12 protein-coding genes are annotated in these 14,038 nt (G+C 65.6%); all 12 read right to left on the bottom strand.

Annotation, left to right across the window (positions count from 1 at the left end; translation table 11 throughout):
• Nucleotides 1–2 precede the first annotated feature (2 nt).
• The 12 genes from GGD62_RS35030 to GGD62_RS34975 all read right to left on the bottom strand — a co-directional run bounded on the left by GGD62_RS35030 (nt 3) and on the right by GGD62_RS34975 (nt 13,931).
• Nucleotides 3–617, bottom strand: coding sequence for a lipopolysaccharide assembly protein LapB (locus GGD62_RS35030; RefSeq protein ID WP_183712921.1), 615 nt, complete (start codon nt 615–617; stop codon nt 3–5).
• 118 nt (nt 618–735) lie between these two features.
• On the bottom strand, nt 736–2,205 hold the full coding sequence (locus tag GGD62_RS35025) for an AMP nucleosidase (protein WP_179737925.1): 1,470 nt from the start codon (nt 2,203–2,205) through the stop codon (nt 736–738).
• Between the two features lie 247 nt (nt 2,206–2,452).
• Nucleotides 2,453–3,787: an HlyD family type I secretion periplasmic adaptor subunit gene (locus GGD62_RS35020; RefSeq protein WP_018321364.1), complete on the bottom strand. Its 1,335-nt coding sequence runs from the start codon at nt 3,785–3,787 to the stop codon at nt 2,453–2,455.
• Between the two features lie 10 nt (nt 3,788–3,797).
• The gene (locus GGD62_RS35015) at nt 3,798–5,546 is read right to left on the bottom strand and encodes a type I secretion system permease/ATPase (protein WP_183259206.1); all 1,749 of its coding nucleotides are present in this window, start codon (nt 5,544–5,546) and stop codon (nt 3,798–3,800) included.
• A gap of 262 nt (nt 5,547–5,808) precedes the next feature.
• A complete protein-coding gene (locus tag GGD62_RS35010; protein WP_018321362.1) occupies nt 5,809–6,078 on the bottom strand; it encodes a GlsB/YeaQ/YmgE family stress response membrane protein in 270 nt (89 codons plus the stop codon).
• 216 nt (nt 6,079–6,294) lie between these two features.
• Nucleotides 6,295–7,272, bottom strand: coding sequence for an ABC transporter ATP-binding protein (locus GGD62_RS35005; protein WP_018321361.1), 978 nt, complete (start codon nt 7,270–7,272; stop codon nt 6,295–6,297).
• Nucleotides 7,269–8,684 carry an amidase gene (locus GGD62_RS35000; protein ID WP_183712917.1) on the bottom strand — a complete coding sequence of 472 codons (1,416 nt, stop codon included), beginning with the start codon at nt 8,682–8,684 and terminating at the stop codon, nt 7,269–7,271. The genes GGD62_RS35005 and GGD62_RS35000 overlap by 4 nt, the downstream gene beginning before the upstream one ends.
• Complete coding sequence (locus GGD62_RS34995; protein WP_018321359.1) at nt 8,681–8,878, bottom strand: hypothetical protein; 198 nt, start codon at nt 8,876–8,878, stop codon at nt 8,681–8,683. Before GGD62_RS34995 ends, GGD62_RS35000 begins: the two co-directional genes overlap by 4 nt.
• On the bottom strand, nt 8,875–9,936 hold the full coding sequence (locus GGD62_RS34990) for an ABC transporter ATP-binding protein (RefSeq protein ID WP_183238095.1): 1,062 nt from the start codon (nt 9,934–9,936) through the stop codon (nt 8,875–8,877). The genes GGD62_RS34995 and GGD62_RS34990 overlap by 4 nt, the downstream gene beginning before the upstream one ends.
• A gap of 3 nt (nt 9,937–9,939) precedes the next feature.
• Nucleotides 9,940–10,842 (bottom strand): ABC transporter permease, encoded by a 903-nt coding sequence (locus tag GGD62_RS34985; RefSeq protein WP_183238094.1) that lies wholly within the window; start codon nt 10,840–10,842, stop codon nt 9,940–9,942.
• 229 nt (nt 10,843–11,071) lie between these two features.
• Nucleotides 11,072–12,025, bottom strand: a complete 954-nt coding sequence (locus GGD62_RS34980) for an ABC transporter permease (RefSeq protein ID WP_018321356.1) — start codon at nt 12,023–12,025, stop codon at nt 11,072–11,074.
• A 247-nt stretch (nt 12,026–12,272) separates the two neighbouring features.
• Nucleotides 12,273–13,931 (bottom strand): ABC transporter substrate-binding protein, encoded by a 1,659-nt coding sequence (locus tag GGD62_RS34975; RefSeq protein ID WP_183712914.1) that lies wholly within the window; start codon nt 13,929–13,931, stop codon nt 12,273–12,275.
• Between the last annotated feature and the right edge of the window lie 107 nt (nt 13,932–14,038).

The following is a 14,038-nucleotide window of genomic DNA, read 5'->3' as shown; positions in this document are numbered from 1 at the left end:
CTTCAGTAGACGAGCGCCGTGCCGGTCGGCCTGTCGAGCGCCGCGGCCAGCGACCGATACTCCTCGCAACCGGTCCCGCAGATGGAGGCAATCCGGCTCAAATGATAAAGCGCCTGCTCGCGATTGCCCCGCTCGAGCTGCCACAGCCCGTAATATTGCCACGTCAGCACGTGGTTCGGATCGGCCTTCAATGCGCGCTCATACCAGACCTGCGATTGCTCGTAGTCGCCGAGCTTGCGATAGGAATAGCCGATGAGGTTGGCGACGTTCGGATGGTCGTCATGGCCGAGCGACTTCAATTGCGCGATCGCGGCCGCGTAGTCGTTGCGCTCGTAGATCGTGTCATAGGCCACGCGGTAGCCGGCCGCGAATGCGGGATCGCCGATGCTGGACTGATTGTTCGGCTTCTTGCCTTTCTGGGTTGCCTTGGTGCCCGGGCGCTTCGGATAGGTCGGCTGCAACTTCTGATCCGAATAAGCGCCGGCGTACGGATCCGTGGAACTGGCGCCGCCCCCGCCTCCGCCACCGCCGCCTCCGCCCGCGGCAAATGCCGGCGAGCATAATAGGGCTGCCGCGAACGTACCCCACACGACGCGCCTGATCATCGCTGCGATCATGTCTGCCTCCTGTGTTTCAAGCGGCCCCGGACCAATTGATAACCCTGCCTCGGCGGCAATATTCCGGGACGCTGCGCTCACGGAGGCGTCAGCATGCGTACGACAGTTCCAGTGTCCTTTACTGGAAGGCCACCTCGGCAAAGCTGCGCAGCTTTCGTGAATGCAGCCGCTCCGATTCCTGCTGCTTGAGCCGCTCCAGCGCCTTCAGGCCGATCTCGAGATGCTGGCCGACGCGGCGGCGGTAGAATTCGCTGGCCATGCCCGCGAGCTTGATCTCGCCGTGCAGCGGCTTGTCGGAGACGCAGAGCAGCGTGCCGTAGGGAACGCGGAAGCGATAGCCGTTGGCGGCGATCGCGGCCGATTCCATGTCGAGCGCGACCGCGCGCGACTGCGACATGCGTCGGATCACCTCAGGCCCGGAGATCTCCCAATTGCGGTTGTCGACGCTCGCCACCGTCCCCGTGCGCATCAGGCGCTTGAGCTCGAAACCTTCGAGGCCGGTAACGTCCTCAACCGCCTCTTCCAGCGCGACTTGCATCTCGGCCAGCGCCGGGATCGGGACCCATAGCGGCAATTCGCGATCGAGCACATGGTCCTCGCGCACATAGCCGTGCGCGAGCACGTAATCGCCGAGCCGCTGCGTGTTGCGCAGGCCCGCGCAATGGCCGAGCATCAGCCAGGCATGCGGGCGCAGCACCGCGACATGATCGGTGACGTTGCGCGCGTTGGACGGACCAGTGCCGATGTTGATCAGCGTGATGCCGCGGTAGTCCGGCATGACCAGGTGGAAGGCCGGCATCTGCGGCATGCGCGCGGGCGCAACGCCACCGGTTGCGCCGCCGCTGCGCGTGATGACATTGCCCGGCGCGACAAAGGCTTCAAGGCCGGCCTCGCCGGACTGGAGCCGCTGCTGACAGAGCTGCGCGAAGGCGTCGACATAGAACTGGTAGTTGGTGAAAATGACAAAATTCTGGAAATGTTCGGGGTCAGTGCCGGTGTAGTGATAGAGCCGGCGCAGCGAGTAATCGACGCGGGCAGCACGGAACAGCGACAGCGGCTCGGGCGCGCCGGGCCGAAGCTCGAAGGTGCCGTCGGCAATCGAATCGTCCATGGTGGCGAGATCGGGCACGTCGAAGGCGTCGCGCAGCGATCGCGCGACAGGGGAATTCTCGCTCGTGGTGATCGCAGCTTCGATGTTGATGTCGCGGCGATAGGCGAAGTGGATCGGGATCGGCTCGGCGGACTCGCCGATCTCGACGGGCACGCCGTGATTCTGGATCAGGAGGCCGATCTGCTCGATAAGGTACCTCCGGAACAAATCCGGCCGCGTCACGCTGGTTTCATGCACGCCGGGCCCGGCGACGAAGCCGTAGGCGAGACGCGAATCCAGCCGCGCATGCGTCGCGGTGGTGAGGCGGACGAAGGGATAATAGGCGCGCACCCGCGTCGTGATCGCTTCGCCGCCGACATAGGCCTCGAACCGGTCGCGCAGGAACTTGGTGTTGCGCTCATAGATCTCTTCGAGCCGCGCGACCGCAAGGGAGGCGTCGGAGAAGGATTCGGTGGCGATGGAGGATGGGGATTGCATTGTTCGACCGCCGGGTTGCTGGGGCTTTGAGTCGAACTATAGCAAAGAAGGCGGTGCCGTAGGGTGGGCAAAGCGACTTGTCCGCCGTAGCTCGAAGAGCGAAGGCGGAAGCGTGGCCACCAACTTGTTCGTGGGAAAGATGGTGGGCACGGCGCGTTGCGCCTTTGCCCACCCTACGAGACCGCGTGTGCCGCACGAGATCCCGGATGCGCGCTAAGCGCGCTCCGGGATGACGCGCTTTCGCGCGTCACTTCTCCCGGAACGCCCGCATCAGCTGGTCGTGCAGTGGCTTCATCAGATAGGACAGCATGGTGCGGTCGCCGGTCTGGACGAAGGCTTCCACCGGCATGCCCGGGATCATCTTGACCTCGCCGAGACGGGCGATCTCCTCGGCCGGCATCGAGACGCGGATGGTGTAGTAGCTCTGGCCGGTGCGCTGGTCGGTGGTGACGTCGGGCGAGACACGGCTGACGAGGCCGTTGAGCTCCGGCGTGGTGCGTTGATTGAAGGCGGAGAGGCGCAGCAGCGTCTTCTGGCCGATCTGGAGCTTGTCGATGTCGACCGGATTGACCTTGGCCTCGACCTGGAGATCGTCGGCCTGCGGCACGATCAGCATGAGCGCGTCGCCGGCGGTGATGACGCCGCCGACCGTGTGCACCGTGGATTGCAGCACCATGCCGTCCTGCGGCGCGCGGATGTCGATGCGGCGAAGCTGGTCTTCGGCGGCGACCTTGCGCTCGATCAGCTCGCCGATCTTGTCGTTGGTCTCGCGCAGATCCTTGGAGACCTCGCTCACAACGTCCTTGTCGACCTGGATGATCTGCAGCTCGGTCTCGGTGATCTTGCCCTTGGCCTGGGCGCGCGAAGCGATGTATTGCGCGCGTTCGCCGTTGAGACGGGCCGAGTCGCGTTCGAGCTGGGTCAGGCGCGATATCTGCACCAGACGCTTGTCGTAGAGCTCGCGCACGCCGGTGAGCTCGTTCTGCACCAGCGCGATCTCCTGATCCTTGGCCTTCTCCTGGGCGCTGAGGCCCGCGATCTCCTCGTTGAGCTGCGTGATGCGCTCGCGAAGCTGGGCCTTCTGTCCGGTGCGGCCGTTGACACGGACGTCGAACAGCTTGGTTTCGGCGGAGAGCAGCAGCTTGACGTCGGGATCGCTGGCGCGCTCGAGCAGGGATGGCGGAAATTCGATCCTGTCGACCCCGCGCTGCTCGGCCTGCAAGCGCGCCGCACGCGCCTGCGCGGCGTCGAGATTCTTGGTGACGATGGCAAGGTTGGCCTTGGTGACGGTGTCGTCGAGCCGCACCACGATATCGCCGGCCTTGACCAGGTCGCCGTCGCGGGCGCGCACCTCGCCGACCACGCCGCCGGTCGGATGCTGCACCTTCTTGACGTTGGATTCGACCACGATCTGGCCCGGCGCGATCAACGCACCCGAGATCAGCACGGTCGAGGCCCAGCCGCCGAGACCGACGACAAGGACCAGCACGATCACGAAGCCGAGGATCAGGTGAAACTTGATGGATTCGCGTACGGTCTTGTTCGCGGCCGGCTTCGGGCCGCCGATGGCCATCGTGCTCATGGCTTTGTGCTCATGGTTTGGCCACTCCGCCTTCGCTGACGATCTTGATCGGGGCCGGCGGCGTCACACGCGGCTGCAGAACCTGGGCGAGCACCTGCTCCTTGGGTCCGAACGCCTGCATGCGGCCGTCGCGCAGTACCAGGACCTGGTCGACCGCCTCGACGCCGATCGGGCGGTGCGCGACCACGACGACGATGGCGCCGCGCTCGCGGGCGGCGCGGACGGCGCGGGTCAACGCCTCATCGCCTTCGGTGTCGAGGTTGGAGTTGGGCTCGTCGAGCACGATCAGGAAGGGGTTGCCATAGAGTGCGCGCGCCAGCGCCACGCGCTGCGCCTGGCCGGCGGAAAGCGCCGTGCCCTGCTCGCCGACTTGCGTGTTGTAGCCCTCGCGCATCTTGATGATCATCTCGTGCACGCCGGCCTCTTTCGCCGCCGCGATGATGCCCTCGGATGTCGCCTCGGGATCGAACCGGCTGATGTTCTGGGCGATGGTGCCGCCGAACAATTCGACGTCCTGCGGCAGATAGCCGATGTGCCGGCCGAGCATGTCGGACGACCATTGATCGAGCGCCGCGCCGTCGAGCCGCACCTTGCCGCGCACCGGCTGCCAGACCCCGACCAGCGCGCGGATCAGCGACGACTTGCCGGAGCCGCTCGGACCGATCACGCCGAGGCCGTTGCCCGCGGCGAGCGCGAAGGTGATGTCCTGCACGATGAGGCGCTGGTCGCCGGGCGGCACCATGGCGACGCCTTCGACCGAGAGCCGGCTCGTGGGCGCCTGCAGCTGGGTCGGCATCGTCTGTGCCGGCATCTGCTCCAGGAGGCGCGTGAGGCGGTGCCAGCTCTGGCGCGCCGCGACGAAGGATTTCCAGTGCGCAATGGCGAGATCGACCGGCGCGAGCGCACGGGCGGACAGGATCGAGCCGGCGATGATGATGCCGGCGGTCGCCTCCTGGTGGATGACGAGATAGGCGCCGACCGCCAGCACGGCCGATTGCAGCATCATGCGCAGCACCTTTGCGACCGCGCCGAGACCGCCGGCGACGTCGCTCGCGCGCTGATTGCCGGCGAGGTATTTTTCGTTGGCCTCGCTCCAGCGCTGGTTCATCCGGCCGGCCATGCCCATCGCCACCATGACTTCGGCGTTGCGGCGGCTGGCCTGGGCGAGATCGTTGCGCTGGGCGGCAAGCCCCATCGCCTCGCGCGCCGGCTGGCGGGACATGAACTCGGTGACCAGCGTCAGCCCGACCAGGATGATGGCGCCGGCCAGGGCGGTGACGCCGATCATGACGTGGAAGGCGAAGCAGATGGCGAGATAGAGCGGCAGCCAGGGCAGGTCGAAGAACGCGCTCGGGCCCATGCCGCCGAGGAAGGAGCGGACGTTGTCGAGATCGCGCAGCGGCTGCAGGCCCTCGTTGCGGCTGCCGACCAGAAGCGGCAGGCGCACGATGGTGTCGAACACGCGCTTGTTGAGGGCTTCATCGAGCGCGGTGCCGATCCGCCCCAGGATCCGGTTGCGGATCATGTCGAGCACACCCTGCGCCATGTAGAGGAAGCTGGCGAGGATGATCAGGCCGACCAGGGTCGGGACGCTGCGGCTCGGCAGCACCCGGTCGTACACCTCCAGCATGAAGATCGACCCGGTCAGATAGAGCAGGTTGATCATGCAGCTCATCAAGCCGACGCCGATGAACGCCGTGCGACAAGCGCGCAAGGCGTCACCGAGTTCTGAACGGCGGACGCCAGGACCGGCTGCCATCAGTCTGATCTCTTTCAGGTGGGGGCCAAGGCCCCTGATTTCACGGGCAATTCAGGGTACTCGCCCCGGATTAACATCATGTTCGCGCTGCGTCCAACGCAGCCGGGTTCATCCAAAATCCTGATAGCCCACATCTACCCCTGATGGCCCCGCACGCAAGTCCGGTAATTCACAGTCTTTGCGGCTTTTTGGTGCAGTGGCCGCCGCCGCCTCCCCGGTCCTGGAGAGGCGGCTAGTTCCGATCGATCGAACCGGGCGGTTGCTAGAACCGGCCGCCGCCCCGCACCAGCCGCACCACCAGCAGCAGGATGACCGCGCCGATGGCGGAATAGACGATCTCCGAGACCAGGCCTGTGCCGAGGCGAATGCCGAGCTTCGGAAACAGGAAGCTCGCCACCAGCGCGCCGGCGATGCCGACCACGATGTCGCCGATGATCCCGAACCCCGTTCCGCGCACCACCTTGCCGGCGAGCCAGCCGGCCACCAGGCCGACGAACAGGATGACGAGCAGGCCTTCGTTAGAAATGTACATAAGTCTGGTCCCTCTCCATGAACGGCCGCATGGAACGGGAACCGGGATGAATGGGGTGTGAATGCTAGCCGCTTCACCCGCTCCGACAAAAAGTCGAAAACAACCCCATGCAAAGTAGAACGGCTCTTGCCTGCGGTCCCCGGTGAACTGTGACAACCAGGTGTTGCCGTGGAGGAATTTCAAAGGAAGGAGCGCTGCTGCAGCGCCGTTCGAATATTATGACAGCGCCGCCGCCTGCTCCGCCAGCACACATCGCGCCGCCCGGCCCGGCCCGACCGGCACATTGGCAGGCAATTGCTCCAGGCAACGGGGCTGCGCCACGGCGCAGCGCGGAGCGAAGGAGCAGTTGTGGGGTTTCTCGGCCAGCGAGGGCGGCGTGCCGGGGATGGTTTCGAGCCGGGCGCCACGCTTGGCGCCGTGAATCGTCGAGGCGAGCAGGCCCTTGGCATAGGGATGCACCGGGCTCCGGACGATGTCGCGCAGCGTGCCCTGCTCCACGATCTGGCCGGCATACATCACCGCGACACGGTCGCAGATCTCGATGGCGACGCCGATATCATGGGTGACGAAGATGACGGACATGCCGAACTCGCGCTGCAGCTCGCGCAGCAAGAGCAGTATCTGGATCTGCACGGTGGCATCGAGCGCGGTGGTCGGCTCGTCCGCGAGCAGGATTTTTGGCCGGCAGGCGAGCGCCAGCGCGATCATGGCACGCTGACGCATGCCGCCGGACATCTCGTGCGGATAGGCGTCGAGCCGGCGTTTTGCGGAGGGAATGCGCACGACCTCGAGCATTTCGAGCGCGCGTGCCCTGCCCTCAGCGTAGCTTTTGCCCTCGTGGCGCACGACGCTTTCGGCGATCTGCGCACCGATGGTGTAGACCGGATCCAGCGCCAATGCCGGCTCCTGGAAGATCATCGACACGGTCTGGCCGCGGAAGGACGACAGCTCCTCGTCGTTCATGGCGAGCACGTCGCGGCCCATGACGTTGACGGCGCCGGAAATCTGCGTGCGCTTCTTCGGCAACAGCCGCATCAGCGCACGCAGTGTCACGCTCTTGCCCGAACCGGACTCGCCGAGCAGGCCCAATACCTCACTGTTACCCAGCGAGAGACTGAGATCGTTCACGGCATAAACCGTACGCTCCCCGGTGAAACGGATGTTGAGGCCTGAAATCTCGACGAGCTTTGTCATGACGGCAGTTTCGGCAATCGATCGTGATAGTCGGTGACGCGCTGGAAGGCGGCGCCGATGGTGAGCAGGGTCGCTTCGTCGAAGGAGCGGCCGATCAGCTGCATGCCGACCGGCAGGCCGCTTTTCGTGAAGCCTGAGGGCACGGTAAGCGACGGCAGGCCGAGGAAGTTGACCGGGCGGGTGAACAGCGTTAGCCGCTGCACCATGGCCGGTGCGTTCGGCCCGCCGCCGACATCGCTCTCTTCGATCGTCGGCGCCGGCACGGGCGACGCCGGTGCGACCACCGCATCGACGCCGGCGGTGGCCGCATGGTGCGCAGCGAGCGCGGGGCCGCGCCAGCGCATTGCCTCGAGATAGGTGATGGCGGGAACGGCGAGACCGTTCTGCAGCCGCATCAGGACCTGCGGGCCATAATCCTGCGGACGCTCGATCATCCAGCGCTTGTGGAATGCCGCAGCTTCTGCGGCGAGCACGAGCTGGCTCGCCGAGGACAATTGGCGCTGGTCCGGCAGCTCAACCGTGACGATGTCGGCGCCCTCGCGCTTGAGCACGGCGATGGTCTCGTCCAGCACGCGCGCGACCTCGCTGTCGAGATCGTCGACATAGAACGAGCTGGGCACGCCGATCTTCAGGCCCTTCAGCGAGCCCTTGGTCGCGCCGACATAGTCCGACAGCGGCTCGTGGCTGCAGGTGGAGTCCGCAGGGTCCGCGCCGGCCATCAGCGCCAGCAGCAGCGCACAATCCTCGGCGGTGCGGGCGAGAGGGCCGACGGTGTCGAGCGACTGCGATAGCGGCATCGCGCCGGCCCGGCTGACGCGACCGACCGTGGTCTTCAATCCCGTGACGCCGCAGAAATGCGCGGGCATGCGGATCGAGCCGCCGGTGTCGGAGCCGAGCGCCGCATAGGTCAGCCGCGCGGCCACCGCCGAGCCGGAGCCCGACGACGAGCCGCCGGTGATGTGCGCGACGTTCCAGGGATTGCGCACCGGACCGTAATGGGCGTTATGCCCGGTCGGGCCATAGGCGAATTCGGCCAGATGCAGCGTGCCGAGGCGGACCTGGCCGGCGTCCTTCAACCGCTGCAACGCCGTGGAGGTCACGGTCGGCACGAAATCGCGGCGGATCAGCGAGCCGCAGGTCGCGACGTGGCCGGCATCGTAATACATGTCCTTGTGCGCGAGCGGCACGCCATGCAGGGGACCACGGACATTGCCCTTGGCGAGCTCGGAATCGGCGGCCTCCGCCGCTTTCAATGCAGCCTCGGCCTCGATCGACATGAAGGCGTGGAGATGCGGCTGCCACTGCGCGACGCGCTGCAGCAGCGCGCGCGTCACCTCTTGCGAGGACAGCTGCTTCATCGCGATCGCGCGCGCGACCTCGGTGAGCGTCATCAATGCAGGCTCAGCGCTCATTTCGACACCTTCTGCGTCTGCGCAATCGGATAGAGCGCGGGCTCGAGGTCGAACGGCAGCGTGCCGGCAATGGCTGCGAAGCCTTCGAAGGCAGGCCCGATGGAATTGGAGATACGCGTCGCGATCTCGTCGTCCACGGGGACGCCGGCGATTTGCGCGATGGGCTTGATCTCTTTCGGTGTCGGTCTCGTCATGCGGTCTTCTCCCTGGGCGCGCGGCTATGGCCTGAACCCGGGATCGCCATGTAGCACGCGGTCTCGTGGCCCATATTATCGAGCGCGGTGAGCTTTGGTGTCGCATTTGCGCAGAGCGGCTCCGCAAACGGGCAACGGGTGTGGAAGCGGCAGCCCGGGGGCGGGTCGATCGGATTGGGCGGATCGCCGGTGATCGGCGGCTGCTCGGTGCGCCGGTCGGGGTCGGACGATGGCATCGCCGCAAGGAGCGCGCGCGTGTAGGGATGCGCAGGACTATCCCAGACCTGGTCGACCGGGCCGAGCTCGACGACTTCGCCGAGATACATCACCAGCACGCGATCCGAGATGTAGCGCACGACGTTGAGGTCGTGGCTGATGAACAGATAGGTGAGGCCGAACTCGCGCTTGAGATCGGCAAGCAGGTTGAGCACCTGCGCCTCGACGGATTTGTCGAGCGCGGAGACCGCTTCGTCCAAAATCACAAGTCGCGGCGACAGCGCCAGCGCGCGTGCGATATTCACGCGCTGGCGCTGGCCGCCGGAGATCTCGTGCGGATAGCGGTTGGCGAAGTTCTCCGGGCGCAAGCCCACCTTGCCGAGCAGCTCGCGCGCCAATGCGCGTGCCGCGCCATCGGCCATGCCGTGCACCTTCGGGCCGAAGGCGATCGATTCCTCGATCGTCAGGCGCGGGTTGAGAGAAGCGTAGGAGTCCTGGAACACCATCTGCATGCCGCGGCGCAATTCACGCAGCGACAGCGACTGACCGACGGTCATGCCGTCATAGATGATGTCGCCGGTGTCGCGCGGCATCAGATGCATCAGCAGGCGCGCGGTGGTGGACTTGCCGCAGCCGGATTCACCGACAATGCCGACGGTCTCGCCCTTGGCAACGGCGAAGGAGACGTTGTCAACGGCGCGCACGGTGCGTTTGGCGGCGAACAGCCCGCCGCGTACAGGGAAGTGCTTGGTCAGCCCGTTGACCTGCAGCAGCGGCTGCGCGACGCCGCCGCGGTCTTCGACCGGCTCCAACATTTCGACGGATGTGTTGGTTTCGCTCATGGCCTAGTTCCTGATGTCCATGGCGCTGCGCAGGCCGTCCGAGAGCAGGTTGAAGCAGATCGAGACCGCGAAGATCATAGCGCCCGGCAATGCGGCGACCCAGGGATTGACGTAGATCGCGGTGCGTAATGTGTTGAGCATCAGGCCCCATTCCGGCTCCGGCGGTTTTGTGCCGAGACCGAGGAAGGAGAGACCGGCGGCGAGGATCATCGAGACCGAGATCAGGCTGGTGGCATAGACGAAGATCGCGCCGAGCACATTGCCGAGGATGTGCACGCGCATGATGGTGATGGGTCCGGCGCCCGAGGCACGCGCGGCCTCGACGAAGTCCATGTTGCGCACGCCCGTGGTGACGCTTTCGGCGACGCGGGTGATCTGCGGCACGAACACGACCGTCAACGACACGATGGAATTGAGGATGCCGGCCCCCAGCGCGCCGGAGATCGCGATCGCCAGCAGCACCGAAGGAAAGGCGTAGAACACGTCGATCGTGCGCATGATCGCGGTGTTGAGCCTGCCGCCGACATAGCCGGCGACGAGGCCGAGCGAGGTGCCGATGCAGAAGGCAAGGATCACGGGCAGAATGCCGATGACCAGAGACAGCCGCCCGCCATAGATCAGCCGCGCCAGCATGTCGCGGCCGAGCTCGTCGGTGCCGAGCGGGTAGCCAACGGTTCCGATGTGGCGCAGGCGGCGGATCATGGAGCCCTTGTAGGGATCTTCCAGACCCAGCCAGGGCGCGAGGATCGCGGAGAGGAAGATCAGCAGCAGCACCAGCGCGCAAGCCATGCTGACCTTGTCGCGCCGGATGCGGCGGACGACGGTCGCCCAATAACCCCGCGCCTTGGTTGCCGGCGCGGCCTGCAGCGCGGCATCGGCGGTGGCGGACAACGGAAGGTCGCTCATTGGCTGGCTCCCAGTCGTTGGTACGATCGATGCGAGCCAAGGAGGTGGTGCACCTCTCCCGCTTGCGGGAGAGGTCGGCGCTCCGGGCGATGCGAAGCATCGTCCCGTGCGCCGGGTGAGGGTTCTCTCCTCTTGGGGGTCCTCGATTGCGGAGACACCCCCACCCCGCCCCTTCCCCGCAAGCGGGAGAGGGGGAGCACCTTTTGCGTGGCGACAGCTGAACTCATTATCAGCCCCGCTTGATGCGCGGATCGATCGCGGCTTGCGCGATGTCGACCATGAGATTGAGGAAGACGAAGAATAGCGCCAGGATCAGGATCGTGCCCTGCAGCAGCGGCAAATCGCGCTGGAAGATCGCCGAGTTGAGCAGGAAGCCCGAGCCCGGCCAGGAGAACACGGTCTCGATCAGAATCGAGCCGCCGAGCATGTAACCCAATTGCAGCCCCATTACCGCGAGCGCGGTGGGCGCGGCGTTCTTGATGACGTGGCGGAACACGCCGCGCTCATGCAGCCCCTTGGCGCGCAAGGCCTCGACGAAATCCTGGCTCAGGATGTCGCCGGTCAGCGCCCGCACCGTGCGGGTGACGATACCCATGGGAATCACCGATGTCGTGATCGCCGGCAGCACGAGGTATTGCAGGTGTGCCCAGTCCCAGGCCCAGGTGGCGGAGCCGCCGGGCCCGGCGCCGACCGCGGGCAGCCAGTTCAGCTGCACCGAGAAGATGATGACCATCACCATGCCGAGCCAGTAGTGCGGCACGGAGACGCCCGCAATGGCAAAGGACGTCGCGACCTTGTCGATCCAGGTCTCGCGGAAGTAGCCGGCGATCAGGCCGAGCAGGATGCCCATGGTGAAGCCGATGATGGCGGCGGCAATCGCCAGCGTGACGGTATTGCTGACGGCGCGCATGACTTCGGCGAGCACCGGGCGCCCCGTCGCGATGGAATTGCCGAGATCGCCGTGCAGCGCGCGCATCAGCCACAAGCCGAACTGCACCGGCAGCGGCCGATCAAAACCGTAGGCCGCGCGCAGCTGCGCCGCGAGCTCCTGCGAGGCATCGGCCGGCAGCACCGCGACCAGCGGATCACCCGGCGTGATGTGCACGAGCAGAAAACACACCAGCGCGACGCTGATGACGATCGGAACGACGTAGACGATGCGTCTGGCGATATAGGCGAGCACGTTTGGTTCTTTCTTCCTTCTCCCCTTGTGGAAGAAGGTGGCATAGGCCGCCTCCGGCGGCCGTTTTTAAGTCGACGCCGAAGCGAAGCTTCGGCTCCGGCGCCGGATGAGGGGTTCTACCCGCGGATACAGCGTTATCGGATGAGGGAAAGGGCCACTCGCGGAGAGAGACCCCTCACCCGGCTTCGCTGTCGCGAAGCCACCCTTTCCCACAAGGGGAGAGGGTGCACTGTTCGTGTGGTGCGAACTACTTCATCGACACCAGCGAGAAGTCGATGAACCAGCTCTTCGGCTGCACGACGCCGGTCACCTTCGGGCTCATCGCGCGGGGGCCGACGTCGTGGGCGACGTACAGGAAGGCGGCATCGTCGACGGAGGCCGCGTGCAGCTCGGCGAGCGCGGCGTCACGCGCGGCGGGATCGAAGGTCTGTCGCGCCTTCTTCACCAGCTCGTCGAACTTGGGATTGTTGATGAAACCCCAATTGTTCGAGACCGGCGGCGCCATGCCCGATTGCAGGAAGCGCACCAGCGCGAAGAACGGATCCATCGCCGCATAGGTCACGTTGGTCGCGTGCGAACCGTTGGCCGAGGGATCCTTGGCGCCGCGGCGCCAGTTGGTGAACAGCGTGTTCCATTCGATGACGTCGAGCTGCACATCGAAGTAGCATTCGGCAAGGGCCTGCTGGAGATACTCGTTCATCGGCAAGGGCTGCATCTGGCCCGAACCCGAGGCGGAGGTCTGCGTCTTCACCGTCAGCTTCTTGTTGGGGCCGAAGCCGGCCTCCTGCATCAGCTTTTGCGCAGCCGCCTTGTCATACTTGATCTCGAAGCTCGGCTTGCCGCGCCAGGGATGGCCGGGCTCGAAGGTGCCGGTCGCCGGCACCATCAGGCCGGCGAGCAGGCCGTCCTTGAGGCCTTCGCGATCGACGCAAAGGTTGGCGGCCTTGCGCACGCGGATGTCGTTCCAGGGCGACCCCTCGACGCGGGAGAACTGCCACGGCCAGACATGCGGCTGCTCGTTGGCGTAGAGCTTGAAGCCGCGCTGCTTCAGTTCGGGCAGAGCGTCCGGAGCCGGCGCCTCGACCCAGTCGACCTGCCCAGAGAGCAGCGCCGCGGTGCGTGCGTTGGCCTCCGGCATCGGCAACAGCACCATCTTGTCGACCTTGGGCACGCGCGCCTCGTCCCAATAGCTCGCGTTCTTCACGAGCTCGAGCCGCTCGCGCGGCGTGAAGCTCGCCATTTTCCACGGGCCGGTGCCTGCGGCGTCCTTGGCGAAGGCCGTCCACGCCGCCTGCGATTTGGCCTTGGCGTCGGCGCCTTCGGCCTTGTCGTAGAAATGCTGCCACTTCGCCGGGCTCGCCATGAACAAATTGGTGAGGTTGATCGGCAGGAAGCTGTCGGGCTCCTTGGTGGTGAGCTCGACCGTCATGTCGTCGATCTTCTTCGCAGAAGCCAGCGTCGGCATGCGCGAGGCCGTGACGCCGACCTGGCTGGCGTCGAACTGCGGCGCGTCCTGCTTCAACACCTTCTCGACGTTCCACACCACGGCATCCGCATTGAACGGGGAGCCATCATGGAAGGTCACGCCGGGGCGCAGCTTGAACACCCACTTGGTCTTGTCGGCATCGTCGACCTTCCACTCGGTGGCAAGGCCGGGAATCACCACGCTCGCCTTCTCGGCGGAGGACAGGTCCCAGCCGGTCAGCGCGTCGTACATGGTGAGGCCGGTGAAGCGGTTGCCTTCGAAACCCTGATCCGGCTGGCCAAGTGTGCGCGGAATATCGGCAGCGGTCATGCCGATGCGCAGCACGGTTTCGGCACTGGCCTCGCGCGGCCATGCGGCCGCCGTCGTTAGAGCGAGCACCGCGATCAATGCCGCGCGCGTGTTCTTCTTCTTAGTAAGCATCGCCTCAATCCTTTTCCGGCTTCGATGACTATTTTTGATGCAATCGTATGCAATGGCTATGCCAAAGAGAAACTTATTCTGCGATTTGGCCCTGCGACGACAAGTCC

The organism is Bradyrhizobium sp. ERR14 (genome assembly GCF_014198235.1).
Classification (GTDB): Bacteria; Pseudomonadota; Alphaproteobacteria; order Rhizobiales; family Xanthobacteraceae; genus Bradyrhizobium.
Note: the sequence above shows the minus strand (reverse complement) of the source record. Positions and strands in the feature narration are given on the sequence as shown.